Source organism: Streptomyces sp. 142MFCol3.1, from assembly GCF_000424945.1.
In the GTDB taxonomy this organism is placed as follows: domain Bacteria; phylum Actinomycetota; class Actinomycetes; order Streptomycetales; family Streptomycetaceae; genus Streptomyces; species Streptomyces siamensis.
Map to the genome: position 1 here is coordinate 29,795 of NZ_AUKV01000002.1, position 20,057 is coordinate 49,851.

Here is a 20,057-nt window from a genome sequence, read left to right on the forward strand (position 1 = left end):
CCCCGAACTAGCCGGGCGTCAAGTAAGTTTAAGTAGTTTTACCAGCCGGTCGACAGGTAAGTTTTCAGGGAGCGCGAGGAGTAAGAGGATGGGCGGCACCATGGACGGCACCAAGCGACAGCGCCGCGGCGACACCCGCCAGCGCATCCAGGACGTGGCCCTCGAACTCTTCTCCGAGCAGGGCTACGAGAAGACCTCGCTCCGCGAGATCGCCGAGCACCTCGACGTGACGAAGGCGGCGCTCTACTACCACTTCAAGACCAAGGAAGACATCCTCATCAGCCTCTTCCAGGACCTGTCCCGGCCCATGGACGAGCTGATCGAATGGGGGGCGCGGCAGCCGCGCACACTGGCGACGAAGCAGGAGATCCTGCACCGCTACAGCGACGCCCTCGCCGAGGCGGCCCCGCTCTTCCGCTTCATGCAGGAGAACCAGGCGACGGTGCGCGAGCTGCGCACGGGCGAGGACTTCAAGGACCGCATGATCCGGATGGTCGACCTGCTCAAGGAGCCGGACGCCGACCTGAAGGACCAGGTCCGGTGCATCAGCGCGCTCTTCTCCATGCACGCCGGGATGTTCGTCCTCAGGGACGTCGAAGGCGACCCCGAGGACAAGCGCAAGGCGGTCCTGGAGGTCGCGATCGACCTGGTGACGCAGGCCAACGGCGGCGCCGGCGCATGAAGCCGGGCGCCCCTTTCGGGACGCCCGGCCTCACCTACGGGGTGATCACCCTGTGGGGGTCAGGTGATCAGACGACGACACCCTGAGCGCGCAGGAAGGCGACGGGGTCGATCGCGGACCCGTAGTTCTGGGTGGTACGGATCTCGAAGTGCAGGTGCGGGCCGCTGGAGTTGCCGGTGTTGCCGGACAGCGCGATGTGCTGACCGGTGCCGACGACCTGGCCTATCCGCACGTCGATGCGCGACAGGTGGGCGTACTGCGAGTACGTGCCGTTGCCGTGCTTGATGACGATGGCGTTGCCGTACGCGGGGCCGTCACCGGCGCCGTTGGGGCCGGCCTTGACGACGGTACCGCCGTGCGCGGCGACGACCTGGGTGCCCTGCGGCACGGCGAAGTCCTGGCCGGAGTGCTTGTGGGCCCACATGCCGCCGGCCTGGTTGAAGCTGGCGGACAGGGCGTACCGCTTCACCGGGTCGACCCAGGAGGCGCCCTTCTTGGCGGCGGCGGACTTGGCCTGGACAGTGTTCGCGGCCTTGACGGTGCCGGCACTGTTCAGGCCGGTCTCGGCGGCGCTCGCGACCCCGGCGCCCAGTACGGCCGTGGCTCCGAGGCCGACGGCCAGGACGGCGGCCCGGGTGCGAATCAGGGACGTACGGGACTGACGGGACGTGACGCGCTTCGACATGAGGACCTCTCGAGAACGGGGACTGGGACTCGGGAAACCGCCCGGTGGACATGTCGTCCGTCGAGCGGCCTATCCCTTGGTAACCCACCACCCCAGAGACCCCCAAACAGTGTGACCTACGACGTTAGGTCGTACTTCACCCGAAAACTTAGTGAACCTTGACAGTTCGGACATCCCGTACCAGATCCGCCGCTTTCCCTGCCCGAAACACGGTTTAACCGCACTTCGGAGGGCTGCACCCGCTGGAAAAAGCCCCTCACGACCCTTCAGCCCCATGGCGGGCGGATCGTCCCGAGAGCTCCGGGTCAAAGGTCCTGAATGTCCGTTTCGCTCTTTCCACTAGGCGGGTTAGTACCGGACAAAACGCCTGTGCGCCATGTCACCAGGCGGCAAGATCAAGCCCCCAGGGAATGTGACCGGGGCTACGCTGCTTGCCTGGTTCAGGGCTCTTGGGGGAGGCCGTATGGATCCGTCGGTACTGGGCACAAAACTGGCGTCGAGCCTCATCGCGCCTCTGGTCAGGAAACTCTTCCGGCGCGACGGCCCGGGAGCCGGCCTCGTGGACGAACCGGTACGCCTTGGCGCCCTGGTCTCCTTCCGCGGAGAGAAACGCACGCTCACCGAGCAGGACGTCCACCGCCTCGCCGCCCAGCTGGTCCGGGCGGCGCTCGACTCGCCGGGCGAGCGCCCCTTCCCGCCCGACGAGGAGACAGCGGTCACGGACGCGCTGTCCCGCAAGCTGCTCGCCCTCGGCGACCTCGACATGGACGACGTCCAGGCCGTCCGGCTCGGCCACCGCGAACTGGCCCGCAAGCTCCACCACAGGGCCCCCACCCGAGGCCTCTCCGCCGACGCCTCCTTCTTCCTCGACTCCCTGACCGAGTGGGCCTGCGTCCATGTCATGCACTTCTTCACCCAGCGCTCCACGTTCGTGGCGCGCACGCTGGTGGAACAGACCCGCCTGCTGGCCGAACTCGTCACGAAACTCGACGAGCTGATCACCCGCGTCCCACGGCCCGACGCGCGCGACACCTCGTTCGAGCGCCGCTACCTCGCCTATGTCGCCAAGAAGCAGGGGCAGCTCACGATCTACGGGATCGACCTGACCAACTCCCCCGGCAAGTGGCCGCTGGACGCCGCGTACCTGAGCCTGGAGGCGACCGCCCCGCGCAAGAGACTCCTCGGCTATGTGCGGCCCGGCACGTTCACCGCCTCCCGCCCGGGCCTCGGACGGAACGACGGCACGGCACCCGGGGAGACCGCCGACCCGGCATCCGAGGAGACCGCCGGCACCGCGTCCGCGCAAGAGGCGCCCGGCACGCCGCCCACGGCCGCCCCCGACCGGCAGCCCGCCGGCACGGGCACCCGCGGCGCGCGTGCGGTCCCGGCCCCGGCGAAGACCGAGGCGGGCCGGCGCCACCTCGAACGCTTCGACTCGCGCCCCGCCGACCAGGCCCTCGCCGCCCACGAACGCGTCCTGCTGCGCGGGGTCGCCGGCTCCGGCAAGACCACCCTCGTCCAGTGGCTGGCCGTCTCCGCCGCCCGCTCGGCACCGGAGGGCCCGATGTCGTACCTGCACGAGAGGGTCCCCTTCGTGCTCCCCCTGCGCACCCTCACCCGGCACGGGGAGCGGCTCCCCGTGCCCGACCGCTTCCTGGAGGCCACCGGCTGCCCGCTCGCCGCCGGCCAGCCGGAGGGCTGGGCGGACCGGGTCCTCGGCTCGCGGCGCGGACTGGTCCTCGTCGACGGCATCGACGAGGTGCCCGACGCCGAACGGGCGCGGACCCGTGTCTGGCTCAGCGACCTCATCAGCGCGTATCCCGGCAACCGCTGGCTGGTCACCTCACGGCCCTCGGCGGTGCGCGAGAACTGGCTCACGGACGACGACTTCGCCGAGCTCACCCTCTCCGCGATGAGCCCGGCGGACGTCGCCGCGTTCATCGAGCGCTGGCACACCGCCGCACGGATCGGCAGCCCGGACGAGGACGAGGCCCTCACCACGTACAAGAGCCAGTTGCTGACCGCCGTACGCAGCAAGGGAGATCTTGGCCGGCTCGCCACCAACCCGCTCATGTGCGGGCTCATCTGCGCGCTCCACCGCGACCGGCGCGGCTATCTCCCGCAAGGACGCAAGGAGTTGTACGAGGCCGCGCTCACCATGCTGCTGACGCGCCGGGACCGGGAGCGCGACATCCTGACGCTCGAACTGCGGCAGGAGCCACAGACCCAACTGCTCCAGCGGCTCGCGTACTGGCTGATCCGCAACGGCCGTACCGAACTCGACCGCGAACGCGCCGAGCAGATCATCCAGGAGGCCCTCCCCTCGGTGCCCGCCGCGGCAGCCCTGGGCGACGCGGCGGCCGTCTTCCGCCATCTCCTTCTGCGCAGCGGCCTGTTGCGCGAACCGGCCCCCGGCGCCGTCGACTTCATCCACCGCACCTTCCAGGACTATCTGGGAGCACGAGCGGCCGTGGAGGTGTGGGACATCGGCCTGCTGATCGAGCACGCGGCCGACGACCAGTGGGAGGACGTCATCCGGATGGCCGTGGCCCACAGCAGGCCGCGCGAACGGGCCGACCTCCTCACCGAGTTGCTCGCCGTGGGCGACCGGACCACGGACGTTCCGGTGCGCAACCGGGTGTTCCTGCTGGCCGCCGCCTGTCTGGAGCACGCCGCCGAGCTCGACCCCGCAGTCCGGCTCGCGGTCAAGGAACGCACCAGCACACTCATCCCGCCGTCCACCTCGCAGGAGGCCGTCGAACTCGCCACCGTCGGCCCCCTCGTCCTGGACCTGCTCCCGGGGCCCGAGGAACTCAGCGTCGAGGAGGCCGGCGCCGTCGTCGCGACCGCGCTGCACCTGGCGTCGGACGCGGCGATCCCGTACCTCACCCGATTCGCCTGCCACGACTCCCCGCGGGTCCGCGACCGGATCGTCAGGAGCTGGTCCCGGTTCGACACCGAGCGCTTCGCCCGCGAGGTCATCGCCCAGGTCGACCCGCACGAGGTCTACTTCCTGGTCACCGAAGCCGCACAACTGCGGTCACTGCGGGCACTGGGCGGGCGCCCCATGGTGGACGTCCAGGGCGACCTGCCCGCCGACCAGTTACGCGCGTACGTCTCGGAGGTCCCGCCCACCCATCTGTGCATCCGGAGCAACAGCACCCTCACCGACGTCTCCTTCCTCGGCGGGGCGACGACGCTGACCCGCCTGGAGATCGACGCCTGCCCGCACCTGACCGACCTGTCGGCCCTGACCGGACAGACCATCGAGGCACTGATCCTCGGCGGCCTGGGCCCCGAGCCGGACCTGCGCCCGCTGGCGACGCTGCGCCATCTGAAGGAGCTGACCTTCGCTTTCCTCGCGAGCGGCTGGCCCGCGGACACCCGGTTCCTCCACGGCTGGTCGGCCGTCGCCACACTGCCCGAACTCGTCCATCTCCAGATGAGCGTGAGCCTGTTCGCGCTGTGCCCGGACTCCCTGGAACTACCCGGCGTCACCGACCTCTTCCTCCTCGACGACATGGCGGGGACCCTCGACCTGGAGAGAGTCCCGGCGGCTTTCCCGCACCTGACGAAGCTGCACATCATCGGTGACGTCACCACCCGCACCCGACTGGACGTCTCCCCCCTGAAGGCCGCCCACGGCCTGCGGGAGCTGCTCGTCGTCCCGGGCGGGGAGGGCGAGTTGTGCGGCGTCGACCAGCTCCCGGAGCAGACTGTCGTCCATCAGCCCCAGCGCCACCTCAGCGGAACGACCTGGACCCAGCAGACGTGACCGCCCGGTGTGCGGCGCGGCCCGGAGAACGAGGAGCCGGACGTCACCGGCGTCCTGCCCGAACCAGCAAGAGGGAGACCATGAGCAACCCCGACGAGACGCGCATCGGACTGTCCGACGCCGTGCGGAGCATCCGCGACGAGCTGCTGCTCGCGTCGCGCAACGCGGCCGGACAGGACATCGTCTTCGAACTGGGCGACATCCAGATGGAGTTCACCGTCGAGCTGCGCAAGGAGTTGAAGGCCGGCGCCAAGGTACGCGCCTGGGTGGTGGACGCGAACATCGACGGCACCCGCGCCGGCAGCCGTACGCACAAGGTGTCCTTCACCCTGCGGGCCCAGGACGCCCGGACCGGCGCGCCGCTGAAGGTGAGCAACGAGACCGAGGGAAGTGTCGCCGCCTTCGGCCGCGGCTCCTCCACGGCCCCGTGATGCTGCGCTCGGCGGCCGAACGGACCGTGGTGGTCCTGGCGGGCTCGCAGGGCAGCGGCGTGATGCTGTCCCCGCGCCTCGTGCTGACCAGCGCACACGTCCTGCGCGACAAGGAATGGATCCGCACGGTCCATCCGGACAGTGAGCGGCCGATCCCGGGCCGGACGATCTGGCGGGACGAGGAGAGCGACGTCGCGCTGCTGCTCACCGGGGAGGAACTGGTCGCCCCGGAGAAGTGGGCGCTCGCCCGGCTGCGCTGGGGTGTCCTCGACACCACGGACCCGCTGCCCGGCTGCCAGACCGTCGGCTTCCCCGCCGTGGGACGGTACGGGCCCGAACAGCACCTGGAGTCCGACCAGCTGACCGGGACCGTGCTCCCCATGGCGGGGCGGATCAGGTCGACGCTGGTGTGCGAGTTCGACAGGCCACCGGTCGCGCCGCCCCGGCGCGGGGAGTCACCGCTTGCCGGACTGTCCGGGGCGCCCGTGTTCGCCGGGGCCGTCCTCATCGGCGTGGTGACGGAGGTCCCGGACGGCCGGGACCACCGTCGCGTCGAGGCCGTACCCGTGTCACGCATCCTGGAGGCGCCGGACTTCCCGCGCCATGTGATGGGCGCCGAACCCGGCCATGTGCCGCCCGTCCTGGAGCCGGTCTCGGGATTCCACCTCCGGGACGAGGAGTTCGAGCGGCACTACGCACGCGCGCTGCGGACCCGCTACCGAAAGATCGAGATCTTCGGGATCGACGAACTCGGCACCACCGAGACCACCTGGGACCTCGACACCGCGTATCTGAGCCTGGAGGCCGTCCCCACCGCACGCCCTTCCGGTCCCGCACTCGCACAGGACTCCGTCGCCGTGCCGCGCCGGGTGAACGACCTGCTCGCCGACCGCCCGAAGACCCTGCTGCGCGGCGAGGCCGGAGCCGGCAAGACCACCCTGGTGTGGTGGCTCGCCTCCCACGCGGCCTGCGGGGCACTCGGCCACGAACTCGCCGAACTGAACGACCTGGTGCCCTTCGTCGTCCCCATGCGCAGCCTGCCCACCCTCGGCATGGCCTTCCCCTCGCCCCAGCAGCTTCCCTCGGTCGCCGAACTCCCCCTCGACGGCGTCCCCGAGGGATGGGCGCGCCGCGTGCTGGAGGCCGGCCGGGCCCTCATCCTGGTCGACGGCATCGACGAGGTGCCGCCGGCCGAGCGGGACGCGGCACGGCGCCGTCTCACCGACCTGCTGGGCATGTACCCGCACAACCGCTGCCTGGTCACCGTGCGGCCCCTCGCCGTCGCCAGCGACTGGCTGGCCTCGGAGCACTTCGAGGAACTCCGCCTGCTGCCCATGCGGGACGACGACATCCTGGCCTTCTCCAAGGCCTGGCACAACGCGGCCCGCCTCGAATGCGCGGGCTTCCGCGACGCCCACCGGGCCGCCGCCGAGGACGAGAACCTGCGCGCCCTGGAACAGGCCCTGGAACGGGAGTTGCGGCACAACACGACGCTGCGCTCACTGGCCCGTACCCCGCTGCTGGCCGGCGTCGTCTGCGCGCTGCACCGCCGCCGCAGGGGGTTCCTGCCCGAATCCCGCTGGTCCCTCTACAACGCCGCCCTGACCATGCTCCTCGGCGGCCGGGACACCCTGCGCAGGGTCGGTGCGCCGGAGGGCATCAGCCTGGGCGTCGAGGAGCACCAGCAGCTCCTCCAGACCATCGCGGCGTGGCTCGCGCGCAGCGGGCACGTCGAGTTCACCCACGGCCAGGCGGCATGGCAGATCGAACTCGCGATGCGCGGCATGCCCCAGGTCCGCGACCAGGGCACCCCGCAGGACGTACTCGTCCACCTGCTCAACCGCAGCGGCCTCCTTCAGGAACGCAACGAGAAGGTCGTCCAGTTCATCCACCGCACCTTCCAGGACTACCTCGCTGCGAAGGAGCTCCAGGAGAGCGACGGCCTGGGCGAGCTGCTGCAGCACGCGGCCGACGAACAGTGGCAGGACATCGTCCTGCTGGCCGTCGGCCACTGTCGTCGCGGTGAAGTCCGACGCTTGGTCGAGGGGTTGGTGGAACGGGGCGACCAGGCCGAGGAGGGCAGGGCCCGCGGCGACATCCACGTCCTGGCGGCCCGGTGCGCGATCAGCGCGGTGGTGCTGGACGAGGAGGTACGCGAACAGATCGCCGACCGCATCCGGGCGCTGATCCCGCCGGCCGACGCCACCCTGGCCGCCAAGCTGACGTCCCTCGGCGCGTACGTACTGCCGCTCGTCCCCGGCCCCGAGGAACTGAGCGCCGAAGAGGCCGAAACGGTGGTGCAGTTGGTCCGCGACATCGGGGGTCCCGCGTCGCTGCCCCTGCTGCGGCGGTTCGCCCCACACCCCTCCCCGCAGGTCCGCGGCGTCCTCACCACGGCGTGGCCGCGCTATCCGGCGGACGACTACGCCCGTGAGGTCCTCGCCCACATGGACCTGGCGGACGACCGGGTCATCGTCGTCGACGACGGCATGACGGCGGCGCTGCGTCACTGCGGGCCCATCGGCCGGCTGGTCGTGGACACACCGCTCGACGACGGAGAACTCCGCGCGTTCCTGCCGCACGAGGGCATCCGTGAAATCGAAGTGGTCGACAATCCACGCCTGGTCTCCCTCTCCTTCGCGCGGCAGTTGTCCGGGCTCACTTCCCTGCGGCTCACCGGCTGCCCGCGGGTACGGGACCTGTCCGCGCTCGAAGGACTGGCACTCACCTCGCTGGGGCTGGAACTCCACGAAGTGCGGAAGGCGGATCTGGCTTCCCTTCAGCGCCTCGACCGGCTCACGTCCCTGTCTTTGGTGGGAAGTCTTCTCGACAGCGATATCCCTCTGCCCGCCGGGCATCCGAACGTACGGAATCTGCGCGTCGCCAGTCAGATACCGATAGTGATCAACGAACTCGGTCAGTGGCCTTTGCTGGAGGAACTCGTCGTGCAGGGCGACTGCGACGCGCACTCACTGCTCCTCGCGGTTTCGAGGGCTCCTTCACTGCACAGCCTGGACTTCTCGCTGCCTTCTCTGTACCTGCCGCGGCAGATCGAGCCGCCCAGTATCGAAGGTCTTGAGTTGCTTCCCCGCAAACCGCGCGAACTCGACCCCTTGCCCGGAATTCGAAGTCTGACGCTGAGATCGGTGGGCCGCGGCGGTTCCGCGGCGGATCTCGCCCGGGTATTTCCCTCGCTCGTCCGCCTCACCCTCCACTACCCGCGGAACGCCCCGCTCGACCTGTCCCCGCTGGGCCACCACCCCGGGCTGGTGATCGAGGCCAATGGGCGTGTGCTGAGGCCCGGAGAGTTCTAGGGCCCTTGCCGCACGAAAAGGTGGCCCCCCGGAACCGTGGTTCCGGGGGGCCACCTCGTGACGCCCGGTCGGGCGCCCCTGTCATGCTTTGCGCGGGCGCGGTGTCACGCGTCCTTGCTCAGGTTCGGTCCGGCGCCGCCGGCCGCCTGCTCGATCGGCGGGACGTCGGGGAGCGCGGACTTCTCCTCGCCCCGGAAGGTGAAGGCCTTGGCGTCGCCCTCGCCCTCCGTGTCGACGACCACGATGTGGCCGGGACGCAGCTCCCCGAAGAGGATCTTCTCGGAGAGGATGTCCTCGATCTCGCGCTGGATGGTCCGGCGCAGCGGCCGGGCGCCCAGGACGGGGTCGTACCCCTTCTTCGCGAGGAGCGACTTGGCGGTCGGGCTGAGCTCGATGCCCATGTCCCGGTCCTTCAGCCGCTCGTCCACCTTGGCGATCATGAGGTCGACGATCTGGATGATGTCTTCCTCGGTGAGCTGGTGGAAGACCACCGTGTCGTCGACACGGTTCAGGAACTCCGGGCGGAAGTGCTGCTTCAGCTCGTCGTTGACCTTGGCCTTCATGCGCTCGTAGCCGGTCTTGACGTCACCCGCGGCCGCGAAGCCGAGGTTGAAGCCCTTGGAGATGTCCCGGGTGCCGAGGTTGGTCGTCATGATGATGACCGTGTTCTTGAAGTCCACGACCCGGCCCTGGGAGTCGGTCAGCCGACCGTCCTCCAGGATCTGCAGCAGCGAGTTGAAGATGTCCGGGTGGGCCTTCTCCACCTCGTCGAACAGGACGACGGAGAACGGCTTGCGACGGACCTTCTCGGTCAGCTGGCCGCCCTCTTCGTAGCCCACGTATCCGGGGGGCGAACCGAAGAGACGCGACACCGTGTGCTTCTCGCTGAACTCCGACATGTCGAGGGAGATCAGCGCGTCCTCGTCACCGAAGAGGAACTCGGCGAGGGTCTTCGACAGCTCGGTCTTACCGACACCCGACGGGCCCGCGAAGATGAACGAACCGCCGGGACGCTTCGGGTCCTTCAGACCCGCTCGCGTACGACGGATCGCCTGCGAGAGCGCCTTGATGGCGTCCTTCTGCCCGATGACCCGCTTGTGGAGCTCGTCCTCCATGCGGAGCAGACGCGAGGACTCCTCCTCGGTCAGCTTGAAGACCGGGATGCCGGTGGCGGTCGCGAGGACCTCGGCGATCAGCTCGCCGTCGACCTCGGCGACGACGTCCATGTCGCCGGCCTTCCACTCCTTCTCCCGCTTGGCCTTGGCGGCCAGGAGCTGCTTCTCCTTGTCGCGCAGGGACGCGGCCTTCTCGAAGTCCTGCGAGTCGATCGCGGACTCCTTGTCGCGGCGGACGCCGGCGATCTTCTCGTCGAACTCGCGGAGGTCCGGCGGCGCGGTCATCCGGCGGATGCGCATCCGGGAACCGGCCTCGTCGATCAGGTCGATCGCCTTGTCCGGCAGGAAGCGGTCCGAGATGTACCGGTCGGCCAGGGTGGCGGCCTGCACCAGTGCCTCGTCGGTGATGGAGACGCGGTGGTGCGCCTCGTACCGGTCGCGCAGACCCTTGAGGATCTCGATGGTGTGCGGCAGGGACGGCTCCGCGACCTGGATGGGCTGGAAGCGGCGCTCAAGGGCCGCGTCCTTCTCCAGGTGCTTGCGGTACTCGTCGAGCGTGGTCGCACCGATGGTCTGGAGTTCACCGCGCGCCAGCATCGGCTTCAGGATCGAAGCGGCGTCGATGGCGCCCTCGGCGGCACCCGCACCGACCAGCGTGTGGAGCTCGTCGATGAACAGGATGATGTCGCCGCGGGTGCGGATCTCCTTGAGCACCTTCTTCAGGCGCTCCTCGAAGTCACCGCGGTAGCGGGAGCCGGCGACCAGCGCACCGAGGTCCAGGGTGTAGAGGTGCTTGTCCTTGAGGGTCTCGGGCACCTCGCCCTTGACGATGGCCTGGGCGAGGCCCTCGACGACGGCGGTCTTGCCGACGCCGGGCTCACCGATGAGGACCGGGTTGTTCTTGGTGCGGCGGGACAGCACCTGCATGACCCGCTCGATCTCCTTCTCGCGCCCGATGACGGGGTCGAGCTTGGACTCACGAGCGGCCTGGGTGAGGTTCCGGCCGAACTGGTCGAGGACCAGGGACGTGGAGGGGGTGCCCTCGGCAGGACCGCCGGCCGCGGCGGTCTCCTTGCCCTGGTATCCGGAGAGCAGCTGGATGACCTGCTGCCGCACCCGGTTGAGGTCTGCGCCCAGCTTGACCAGGACCTGGGCGGCGACGCCCTCGCCCTCACGGATCAGGCCGAGCAGGATGTGCTCCGTGCCGATGTAGTTGTGGCCCAGCTGAAGAGCCTCGCGGAGCGACAGCTCCAGGACCTTCTTGGCACGGGGGGTGAAGGGGATGTGCCCGGACGGAGCCTGCTGGCCCTGGCCGATGATCTCCTCCACCTGCTGGCGGACCGCCTCAAGCGAAATGCCGAGGCTCTCCAGGGCCTTTGCGGCGACACCTTCACCCTCGTGGATCAGGCCCAGGAGGATGTGCTCGGTGCCGATGTAGTTGTGGTTGAGCATCCGGGCTTCTTCCTGAGCCAGGACGACAACCCGCCGCGCGCGGTCGGTGAACCTCTCGAACATCGTTAATCGCTCCTCAGAGCGGTCAGGCAGTAAGGGGACGCTCCCCTCCCTGTCCTTCCGCAGCTTAGTCCCGCAAGCGGGGACCGCTCATTCCAACTGCCGACACCGGACCGAGAACCAGCACTGCCTCCTGACCCCGAACGCCGACATATGCTCCAACCCGATGGTGCGAGACGATGTTCCCGCAGGCCAGGCAGATACCCTCTCCAGCTGTACGCCGATGGCGAACGTGAGGTGCCCGAGCCATACGTGTCGCCCCTCCCACTAGGGATGTCTTACCCGCACGCACCGACACTCCATGCCGCGCGCACCGGTTCCCTCCGCTATGGGCGAACATCCTTGCGCCGCCGACCGGCCTCGCGCGCCCCCTGAACCGGCACTCTGCGCATTCACGGGAATACACAGCGTAACCTCAGGCGGCTTCCGGCGGTTGCTCCTGGCATGGACCCCACCGCCCCTCTCCCTCGCCGGCCGCTCGGCCCGGACGATCCGGTGCGGCACTGGTACGAGAACGAACTGGGGTGGACGGCAGTGCCCGGCCCACCGCTGCGGCTCGTCACCGGGCTGCGGTTCGACGTCCTGGAGGTCCCGGCGGAGGCGGGGTACGCGGCGCTGCGGCATCTGGGTCCCGCGTCTCCGGTGGCCCTGCGCGGCGGCCGGATGCTGCTCCTGGTGGCCGCGGGCAGCGCGGACGAGCTGCCCGGCCTGCTCGACTGGCTGGAGTGGGGGGATCTACCGCTGGACCTGACGGCCATCGGTGTGGGCGGGAGCATCGAGGCCCCGACGCCTCCATGGGGCGCCGACGGGCCGCCCGCCGGCCGCACGGCCGGGCCGCCGCCGGGGCACGGCACCGGAGTGCCCGCGGCGCCGGAGGAGGAGCGGACGGCCGGGGCCGCCGCACGGCCCGCGCCGGGGGCGAGAACACGCCTGGGCCCACGAAGGGCCGCCGTCTGGCTGCGGCCCCCGGAGCCCGGCTGCGAGGTCGAGCCGACCCTGCCGACGCTGTCGGCCCTGGGCGGCCGAGCGGTCGGAGGGGGCGGTGGGGGCGCCCCCGATCTCGTACGACTCGTGGACACGATGGCGACACACTGCCATCGCGTGAGGCTGCGGCGCGCGTGCGCTCAGCCGTTGGCCTTCTCGTAGGCCTCGCGAATGGACGCGGGAACTCGGCCACGGTCGTTGACCTCGTAGCCGTTCTCCTTCGCCCAAGCGCGGATCTGCGCGGTGTCCTGGCTGCCACCACCGGAAGCGACGCGGGCCTTTCCGCGGCCTCCAGAAGCGCGGCCTCCGGTGCGACGGCCACCCTTCACGTAGGGGTCGAGAAGGCCACGGAGCTTGTCCGCATTGGCGGTCGTGAGATCGATTTCGTACGTCTTGCCGTCCAGCGCGAACGTCACGGTCTCGTCCGCCTCGCCACCGTCGAGGTCGTCGACAAGAAGGACCTGAACCTTCTGTGCCACCGGATTTCCTTTCATCGAAAACTTCAGGGCCGGGGGTCTGCGGCGTCCACCCGTTTCGCCGTCCCCTGTTATATGCAGTACTGCAGTACGTCGGAAAGCAAACCGCTTTTGCTGGAAAAACACAAACCCCTGGAGGAGACCCACTGCGGTCCGACGGCCCGGAAAGGTGCGCGTTTCGGACATAGGGAACCTGGGCAGTGCACTCCGCCGGAATACCGGCGGGCGATCACAGATGCAGAAGCATCCGGCTGTTGCCCAAGGTGTTCGGTTTCACTCGTTCGAGACCGAGGAACTCGGCGACGCCCTCGTCATAGGAGCGAAGGAGCTCCGCGTACACATCGGTGTCGACGGGTGTCTCCCCGATCTCCACGAAGCCGTGCTTCGCGAAGAAGTCGACTTCGAAGGTCAGACAGAAAACGCGTCGAACGCCGAGCCAGCGCGCGGTCTGCAGCAACTTCTCCAGCAAGTGATGTCCGACCCCGAGACCCTTGACCGCCGGGTTCACCGCGAGAGTGCGGACTTCCGCGAGGTCTTCCCACATGACGTGCAGCGCACCGCAGCCGACCACCTCGGCGTTGTCGTCGCGTTCCGCGACCCAGAACTCCTGGATGTCCTCGTAAAGCGTCACGGTCGCTTTGTCGAGCAGGATGCGGCGCCGGACGTTCTGGTCCAGGAGGCGTCGTACGGCCGTGACATCGCTGGTCCTGGCCCGTCGGACGGTGACGGCTTTTGCCGCGGCTTCCGGACGCTGTGCCGAAACCCCTGCCTGATGCTCTGCGGGATGCTCTGCTGGCATGAACGGACGCTATCGCCCGTCCTCGCCCTCGGGGGCGGCAGGGCGCTCGCCCGCACGACCCTCCGGCGGGTTCTGCCCCGCGCGGGTTTCCGGCCCCTGGACCATACGCACGGCGTCCCGCAGGGCTTCGCGCTGTTCCGCCGACATCATGCCGAAGAAGGCGACGAGAGCGGCCGCCGGGTTGTCGCTCTGCGACCACGCGTCGTTCATCAGTGCGGCCGCGTAGGCGGCTCGGGTGGAGACCGCCTCATATCGATAGGCCCGGCCCTCCGCCTCGCGGCGCACCCAGCCCTTCTGATGGAGATTGTCCAAAACGGTCATCACCGTCGTGTACGCGATGGACCGTTCCTGTTGAAGGTCTTCCAGGACTTCCCGAACGGTCACCGGGCGGTTCCACTTCCACACCCGCGTCATGACCGCGTCTTCGAGTTCTCCCAATGGGCGAGGCACGCTCAGCACAATAGTGGGAGATGGGCGACAAAAAGGGCGTACGACTCGAAAAACGTATGAGTCGTACGCCCTGGCGTCCCGTCGAAGGGTCGGGAACGGGCCGCAGGATGCCGGGAGGGGCAGGTGGGACGTGCTGCGGGCGGGTACGGGCCCGCCCGGAACCGCGCCGGGCGGGTCAGGCCCCGGCGTCCTTCGCGGGCCGGGGGACGCCCTCCGCGCGGGCGAGGGCGGCGTCGACGACGGCGTCCTCCTTGGCCTTGTTGGCCCCGCCCTGGGTCTTCACGATCGTCACGATCAGCCCGATGAAGAACACGGCCATCACTACCGGGGGCACGAGCGCGGAGACGTAGTCCATGCCTCCAGAGTAGCTAGCCCGCCGCGAGCTGCTGCGGCGGGTTCGCCGGTGGCGGCGTGGGCTTGCGCCTCGGGGGGAAGACCTCGCCCGGGGTGGGGATGGGCCTGTCCGGTCGCGGCGACCTGTCCGGGGGCGGGGACTGCGGCTTCGGCGCGGCGGCGGGCCGCTCCGCCGGCTTCTTCGCGGGCTCGTCGGCCGCCCGGCCGCCGGGTAGCGCCAGCAGACGGGTGCGTGAGTGCGGGACCACCGGGGCGGCGCGGCCCGCCAGGCGGGTGCGCACGTCCTGTTCGGCGAGAGCCCGGCAGCGGTCCAGGAGGGCGGCCGCCGCGGGGTTGCCGCGCAGCGCCCGCAGCGCCGCGAGGTCGTCGGGGACGGGCCGGTAGCCGGCCACGAGCACCTCCTCCAGGAGGGCGAGGTACCCGGCGACCGAGCCCGGCAGTGCGGCCCGGTAGCGGCCTAGGTCGGCCAGCAGGAAGGCCCGGAGCCTGGCCCCTTCGCGGGCGGCCTCGTCGACGGACTCGGCTAGGCGGAGACAGTCCTGGACGTCCTCGGCCGAGGCGGGGCTGGGCTGCAGGGCGAGGGCGAGAGCGCGGCGGAGCACACGCAGCTCCTCCGCACCGAACGCCATGCCGCCGTGGGATCCGTATGGCGTGGGCATGCGCCGACGATACGCGCTAATCAGACAAAATCTGCATAGCGGGCATATCGCGGCGCGTCCGCCCCGTCCGGCGCCGAACGGCCGTGGGCGGCAGCCCACGGACACGGGGCTGCCGCCCACGGATCGGGACGGTGCGGGGCGCTGCCGGAGCCGCGAGGCCCCTCAGGTGCGCGACACGTTCCGCTCGTACACCAGGCGCAGCCCGATGAGCGTCAGCCACGGCTCGTGCTCGTCGATGACCGAGGACTCGCCGAGCACCATGGGGGCCAGCCCGCCCGTGGCGATGACGGTGACGTCGTCGGGGTCGTCGGCCAGCTCGCGGGCCATCCGGTTGACGACCCCGTCGACCTGCCCGGCGAAGCCGTAGATGATCCCGGACTGCATGGCCTCGACGGTGTTCTTGCCGATCACCGCCCGCGGCCGGGCCACCTCGATCTTCCGCAGCTGCGCGCCCTTGACCCCGAGCGCGTCGACGGAGATCTCGATGCCGGGCGCGATGACACCGCCGACGTACTCGCCGCGGGCGCTGACCGCGTCGAACGTCGTCGCCGTGCCGAAGTCGACGACGATCGCGGGCCCGCCGTACAGCTCGACGGCCGCGACGGCGTTGATGATGCGGTCGGCGCCGACCTCCTTGGGGTTGTCCGTGAGGATCGGCACGCCGGTCTTCACGCCCGGCTCGACCAGGACGGCCGGCACGTCGCCGTAGTAGCGGCGGGTCACCTCGCGCAGTTCGTGCAGCACGGACGGGACCGTGGCGCAGATCGCGATGCCGTCGATCCCGTCGCCGAGCTCCTCGCCGAGCAGCGGGTGCATGCCCATGAGGCCCTGGAGGAGCACGGCGAGCTCGTCCGCGGTGCGGCGCGAGTCGGTGGAGATTCGCCAGTGCTCGACGATCTCCTCGCCGTCGAAGAGGCCGAGGACGGTGTGGGTGTTGCCCACGTCGATGGTCAGCAGCATGGTCCCGGTTACTCCGCCGCTCGCAGGTCGAGGCCGATGTCCAGGATCGGGGAGGAGTGGGTCAGCGCGCCCACCGCGAGGAAGTCGACGCCCGTCTTCGCGTACGTCGCGGCGTTGTCGAGGGTGAGCCGCCCGGAGGCCTCCAGCAGCGCCCGGCCGTCGACGATGGCCACCGCCTCCTCGCACTCGACCGGCGTGAAGTTGTCCAGAAGGATGAGGTCGGCACCCGCGTCCACGACCTCGCGCAGCTGGTGCAGCGTGTCGACCTCGACCTCGATCGGGACCTCGGGGAAGGCCTCCCGCACGGCCTCGAAGGCCTGTGCCACACCGCCCGCGGCGACCACGTGGTTGTCCTTGACCAGCGCGGCGTCCGAGAGGGACATGCGGTGGTTGACGCCGCCGCCGCAGCGCACGGCGAACTTCTCCAGGGAACGCAGACCCGGCGTCGTCTTGCGGGTGTCGCGGACCCGGGTGCCCGTGCCCTCCAGGGCGTCCGCCCACGCGCGCGTGGCCGTCGCGATGCCGGAGAGGCGGCACAGGAGGTTCAGCGCGCTGCGCTCGGCCGTGAGCAGGTCACGGGTGCGGGTGGTGACGCTCAGCAGCTTCTGGCCGGCCTCGACGCGCTCGCCGTCCTCCACGTGCCGCTCGACCTCGAACTCGTCGGTGCAGACCACGGAGATGACCGCCTCGGCCACCCGCAGGCCGGCGACGACGCCCGCGTCCCGGGCGGTGAAGTCGGCGGTGGAGACGGCGTCCTCGGGGATGGTCGCGACGGTCGTCACGTCCACGCCGTGGTCGAGGTCCTCCTGGATGGCGACGTTCGCGACGTCCTCGACCTCCAGGGGGTCGAGTCCGGCGTCGGCGAGGAGCTGGGCGAGCGCGGGGTCGAGCCCGCACTCCAGGTACGCGTCGTCCGATTCGGCGCCGCAGCCGCAGCCGTCGCCGCAGCCGCCGCTCTGGGCGAGGGGAAGGTCGGGGGTGCTCACTGCTGTCACTGCTCCTGAGAACGATGCCGAAGCGCCGGCTGGGGCTCGGGGGTCCCCCCTGGGAGGGTCGGGGGGAAGTCTGCTGTGTCGGTGGTGTGCGCCGCGAGCGTCCGGTCGGGATTCAGCCGTACGACGATGTGACGGCGCCACCGTGCGTCGTCCCGGTCGGCGTGGTCCTCCCGCCAGTGGCAGCCGCGGGTCTCCTCGCGCAGCCGGGCGGCGGCGACCAGGACCTGTGCCACGCACAGGAGGTTGGTGGCCTCCCAGGTGTCGACGCCGGGCTCGGAGGTCTTGCCGTTCTCGTCGAGGGCGTCGCGCGCGTCGGTGTGCATCCGCTGGAGCTGGTCGGCGGCGGTGGCGAGGGACCCTGCGGAGCGCAGTACGCCCGCTCCCTCCGCCATGATCCGCTGGATCGCGAAGCGGGCCTCGGGAGCCAGCAGCGGCTGCGCCGGCTTCTCCGGGTGCGGGACCGGCTGGGGCACGCGCGCGTGCAGGCCGTTCTCCGCGTGGCTGCCCGTGATGTCGGCGGCGATCCGCTCGGCGTAGACCAGGCCTTCCAGGAGCGAGTTGGAGGCGAGCCGGTTGGCGCCGTGGACGCCGGTGCAGGCGACCTCTCCGCACGCGTACAGACCCGGGACCGTGGTGCGGCCCCGCGAGTCGGTGCGGACTCCGCCGGAGGCGTAGTGGGCGGCCGGGGCGATCGGGATCGGCTCGTGGACGGGGTCGATGCCGTGGGCCCGGCAGGCGGCGAGGATCGTCGGGAAGCGGTGCTCCCACATCTCGGCGCCGAAGTGCCGGGCGTCGAGGAACATGTGCTCGGCGTCCCGCTCCTGCATGCGGCGCATGATGCCCTTGGCGACGATGTCCCGGGGCGCCAGCTCGGCGAGCTCGTGCTGCCCGACCATGAAGCGCACGCCGTCGGCGTCGACCAGGTGGGCCCCCTCGCCGCGCACCGCTTCGGAGACCAGCGGCTGCTGGCCCTCCGCGTCCGGGCCGAGGAAGAGCACCGTCGGGTGGAACTGCACGAACTCGAGGTCGCTGACCTCGGCCCCGGCGCGCAGGGCGAGCGCGACGCCGTCCCCCGTGGACACGGACGGGTTGGTGGTCGCCGAGAAGACCTGCCCCATGCCGCCGGTGGCGAGGACCACTGCGGGGGCGTGCACGGCTCCCACGCCGTCGTGCTGGCCCTCTCCCATCACGTGCAGGGTCACACCCGCGGTGCGGCCGTCGGCGTCCGTGAGGAGGTCCAGGACGAGCGCGTTCTCGACGGTGCGCAGACCACGCGCGCGGACCGCCTCGACCAGGGCGCGGGAGATCTCCGCGCCCGTGGCGTCGCCGCCCGCGTGCGCGATGCGGCGCCGGTGGTGGCCGCCCTCGCGGGTGAGGGCCAGATCGCCCTCGGAGGACTCGTCGAAGTGGGCGCCGGTCGCGATGAGACGGCGTACGGCGTCGGGGCCCTCGGTGACGAGGATGCGGACGGCCTCCTCGTCGCACAGGCCCGCGCCCGCCACCAGCGTGTCGTCGAGGTGCTGCTCGGGGGTGTCGCCCTCGCCGAGGGCCGCGGCGATGCCGCCCTGCGCCCAGCGGGTCGACCCGTCGTCCAGACGGGCCTTGGTGACCACGACGGTCCGCAGCCCCGCCGCCTCGCAGCGCAGGGCCGCGGTGAGGCCCGCCACTCCGGAGCCGACGACCACGACGTCGGCGGTGAGGGCCCAGCCGGGGGCGGGCGCGTGCAGTCGTATACCAGTACCTGTGCCTGTGCCGGTCACGAGGCGGCTCCGAAGGTGAGGGGGATGTTGTCGATCAGCCGGGTCGTCCCGACCCGCGCGGCGACGGCGAGGACCGCCTCGCCGGTGAAATCGTCCCCGACCTCGGTGAAGTCGGCGGGGTCGACCAGGGCCAGGTAGTCGAGAAGCAGCGGCGGCTTCGAACGGGCCGCCTCGTCGAGGACGAGCCGGGCCGCCGCGCGGACGCCCGCGGGACCGCCGGGGACGGCCTTCGCCACGGCGTGGGCGTCGGCGGCGGCGCGGGACTCGCCTATGGCGCTCAGGGCCTCGGCACGCGCGCGCGTGGCGGGCACTTCGCGGGCACGCGCGCGCAGCGCCTCCTGGGCGGCGTGCCGGTCACGGCCCGCGAACAGGGCGCCCGACAGGGCGAGCGCGGTCCGCCGCTCCTCGGCCGACAGGTAGCGGTTGCGGCTGGAGAGAGCGAGCCCGTCCTCCTCCCGCACCGTGGGCACACCGACGATCTCCACGCCGAAGTTCAGGTCCCGGACCATGCGGCGGATGAGGGCCAGCTGCTGCGCGTCCTTCTGCCCGTACAGCGCCACGTCGGGCCGGGTGAGGTGCAGCAGCTTGGCGACGACGGTGAGCATGCCGTCGAAGTGCCCGGGCCGAGAGGAGCCCTCCAGGCGCTCGCCCATGGGGCCCGCGCTGATACGGACCTGGGGTTCGCCGCCCGGGTAGACCTCGTCGGCGGAGGGGGCGAAGACCACGTCGGCGCCCGCCAGTTCGGCGATCTTCAGATCGGCGTCCAGGGTGCGCGGGTAACGGTCGAGGTCCTCTCCCGCGCCGAACTGGAGCGGGTTGACGAAGACGGTGACGACCACTTCGCCCCGGTCCCCGGCGATCTCGCGGGCGGCGCGGACCAGCGTGGCGTGCCCCTCGTGGAGGGCGCCCATGGTCATCACGACGGCTCGGCGGCCCGCACGCGGGCGTGCGTGCAGTTCGTCGGCGGTGCGCAGCAGGACGGTGGTCATCGGGCGTCTCCGTTCTCCGGCACGCGCGGGGTCGGGCGGCCTTCGTCTGCGGTCCCGGACGCGGCCGGGTCCGCCGGGCGGGCGTGGGCCGCGGCCCCGCTCCGGGCCCGGACGGGC

16 protein-coding genes are annotated in these 20,057 nt (G+C 70.8%); 5 read left to right on the forward strand and 11 right to left on the reverse strand.

What is annotated here, in order from left to right:
- The first annotated feature begins 88 nt into the window (after positions 1–88).
- Positions 89–682 (forward strand): TetR/AcrR family transcriptional regulator, encoded by a 594-nt coding sequence (locus tag H305_RS0102625; RefSeq protein ID WP_028799040.1) that lies wholly within the window; start codon positions 89–91, stop codon positions 680–682.
- Positions 683–749: 67 nt separating this feature from the next.
- Here H305_RS0102625 and H305_RS0102630 read toward each other — a convergent pair whose 3' ends face one another.
- The gene (locus H305_RS0102630; protein ID WP_028799041.1) at positions 750–1,367 is read right to left on the reverse strand and encodes a M23 family metallopeptidase; all 618 of its coding nucleotides are present in this window, start codon (positions 1,365–1,367) and stop codon (positions 750–752) included.
- Between the two features lie 463 nt (positions 1,368–1,830).
- Between H305_RS0102630 and H305_RS44265 the strand changes: the two genes are divergently transcribed.
- From H305_RS44265 to H305_RS44270, 3 genes are all read left to right on the forward strand, one after another.
- Positions 1,831–5,142, forward strand: a complete 3,312-nt coding sequence (locus H305_RS44265) for an NACHT domain-containing protein (RefSeq protein ID WP_051370338.1) — start codon at positions 1,831–1,833, stop codon at positions 5,140–5,142.
- Between the two features lie 80 nt (positions 5,143–5,222).
- Entirely contained in the window at positions 5,223–5,573 is a 351-nt protein-coding gene (locus H305_RS0102640) for a trypco2 family protein (protein WP_028799042.1), read from the forward strand.
- A complete protein-coding gene (locus H305_RS44270; RefSeq protein ID WP_078628872.1) occupies positions 5,573–8,887 on the forward strand; it encodes a serine protease in 3,315 nt (1,104 codons plus the stop codon). The genes H305_RS0102640 and H305_RS44270 overlap by 1 nt, the downstream gene beginning before the upstream one ends.
- A 104-nt stretch (positions 8,888–8,991) precedes the next feature.
- Here H305_RS44270 and H305_RS0102650 read toward each other — a convergent pair whose 3' ends face one another.
- Positions 8,992–11,517, reverse strand: coding sequence for an ATP-dependent Clp protease ATP-binding subunit (locus H305_RS0102650; protein WP_028799043.1), 2,526 nt, complete (start codon positions 11,515–11,517; stop codon positions 8,992–8,994).
- A 441-nt stretch (positions 11,518–11,958) separates the two neighbouring features.
- Here H305_RS0102650 and H305_RS0102655 point away from each other — a divergent pair, with 441 nt between their 5' ends.
- Positions 11,959–12,660: an SCO3374 family protein gene (locus H305_RS0102655; protein WP_028799044.1), complete on the forward strand. Its 702-nt coding sequence runs from the start codon at positions 11,959–11,961 to the stop codon at positions 12,658–12,660.
- On the opposite strand, the gene H305_RS0102660 is transcribed toward H305_RS0102655, so the two are convergent.
- The 9 genes from H305_RS0102660 to panC form a co-directional block, all read right to left on the reverse strand.
- Positions 12,639–12,977, reverse strand: a complete 339-nt coding sequence (locus H305_RS0102660; RefSeq protein WP_028799045.1) for a histone-like nucleoid-structuring protein Lsr2 — start codon at positions 12,975–12,977, stop codon at positions 12,639–12,641. The genes H305_RS0102655 and H305_RS0102660 overlap by 22 nt on opposite strands.
- A 226-nt stretch (positions 12,978–13,203) precedes the next feature.
- Positions 13,204–13,773 carry an amino-acid N-acetyltransferase gene (locus tag H305_RS0102665; RefSeq protein ID WP_063611244.1) on the reverse strand — a complete coding sequence of 190 codons (570 nt, stop codon included), beginning with the start codon at positions 13,771–13,773 and terminating at the stop codon, positions 13,204–13,206.
- Between the two features lie 9 nt (positions 13,774–13,782).
- Positions 13,783–14,187: a BlaI/MecI/CopY family transcriptional regulator gene (locus H305_RS0102670; RefSeq protein WP_028799047.1), complete on the reverse strand. Its 405-nt coding sequence runs from the start codon at positions 14,185–14,187 to the stop codon at positions 13,783–13,785.
- Between the two features lie 211 nt (positions 14,188–14,398).
- Entirely contained in the window at positions 14,399–14,578 is a 180-nt protein-coding gene (locus H305_RS0102675) for a hypothetical protein (RefSeq protein WP_028799048.1), read from the reverse strand.
- Between the two features lie 13 nt (positions 14,579–14,591).
- The gene (locus H305_RS0102680) at positions 14,592–15,206 is read right to left on the reverse strand and encodes a hypothetical protein (RefSeq protein WP_028799049.1); all 615 of its coding nucleotides are present in this window, start codon (positions 15,204–15,206) and stop codon (positions 14,592–14,594) included.
- Between the two features lie 192 nt (positions 15,207–15,398).
- A complete protein-coding gene (locus H305_RS0102685; protein ID WP_028799050.1) occupies positions 15,399–16,196 on the reverse strand; it encodes a type III pantothenate kinase in 798 nt (265 codons plus the stop codon).
- Between the two features lie 8 nt (positions 16,197–16,204).
- Positions 16,205–17,182 carry a carboxylating nicotinate-nucleotide diphosphorylase gene (gene nadC / locus H305_RS0102690; RefSeq protein WP_028799051.1) on the reverse strand — a complete coding sequence of 326 codons (978 nt, stop codon included), beginning with the start codon at positions 17,180–17,182 and terminating at the stop codon, positions 16,205–16,207.
- Positions 17,183–17,187: 5 nt separating this feature from the next.
- On the reverse strand, positions 17,188–18,951 hold the full coding sequence (locus tag H305_RS0102695) for an L-aspartate oxidase (RefSeq protein WP_028799052.1): 1,764 nt from the start codon (positions 18,949–18,951) through the stop codon (positions 17,188–17,190).
- Positions 18,948–19,940 carry a pantoate--beta-alanine ligase gene (gene panC, locus H305_RS0102700; RefSeq protein WP_028799053.1) on the reverse strand — a complete coding sequence of 331 codons (993 nt, stop codon included), beginning with the start codon at positions 19,938–19,940 and terminating at the stop codon, positions 18,948–18,950. The genes H305_RS0102695 and panC overlap by 4 nt, the downstream gene beginning before the upstream one ends.
- Between the last annotated feature and the right edge of the window lie 117 nt (positions 19,941–20,057).

Bases quoted from the DNA above. Each gene is read 5' to 3' on its own strand.
- H305_RS0102625 (WP_028799040.1), top strand. From the start codon at position 89: ATGGGCGGCACCATGGACGGCACCAAGCGACAGCGCCGCGGCGACACC.
- H305_RS0102630 (WP_028799041.1), bottom strand. From the start codon at position 1,367: ATGTCGAAGCGCGTCACGTCCCGTCAGTCCCGTACGTCCCTGATTCGC.
- H305_RS0102650 (WP_028799043.1), bottom strand. From the start codon at position 11,517: ATGTTCGAGAGGTTCACCGACCGCGCGCGGCGGGTTGTCGTCCTGGCT.
- panC (WP_028799053.1), bottom strand. From the start codon at position 19,940: ATGACCACCGTCCTGCTGCGCACCGCCGACGAACTGCACGCACGCCCG.
- H305_RS0102670 (WP_028799047.1), bottom strand. From the start codon at position 14,187: ATGACGCGGGTGTGGAAGTGGAACCGCCCGGTGACCGTTCGGGAAGTC.
- H305_RS0102665 (WP_063611244.1), bottom strand. From the start codon at position 13,773: ATGCCAGCAGAGCATCCCGCAGAGCATCAGGCAGGGGTTTCGGCACAG.
- H305_RS44270 (WP_078628872.1), top strand. From the start codon at position 5,573: ATGCTGCGCTCGGCGGCCGAACGGACCGTGGTGGTCCTGGCGGGCTCG.
- H305_RS0102640 (WP_028799042.1), top strand. From the start codon at position 5,223: ATGAGCAACCCCGACGAGACGCGCATCGGACTGTCCGACGCCGTGCGG.
- H305_RS0102680 (WP_028799049.1), bottom strand. From the start codon at position 15,206: ATGGCGTTCGGTGCGGAGGAGCTGCGTGTGCTCCGCCGCGCTCTCGCC.
- H305_RS44265 (WP_051370338.1), top strand. From the start codon at position 1,831: ATGGATCCGTCGGTACTGGGCACAAAACTGGCGTCGAGCCTCATCGCG.
- H305_RS0102685 (WP_028799050.1), bottom strand. From the start codon at position 16,196: ATGCTGCTGACCATCGACGTGGGCAACACCCACACCGTCCTCGGCCTC.
- H305_RS0102675 (WP_028799048.1), bottom strand. From the start codon at position 14,578: ATGGACTACGTCTCCGCGCTCGTGCCCCCGGTAGTGATGGCCGTGTTC.
- H305_RS0102655 (WP_028799044.1), top strand. From the start codon at position 11,959: ATGGACCCCACCGCCCCTCTCCCTCGCCGGCCGCTCGGCCCGGACGAT.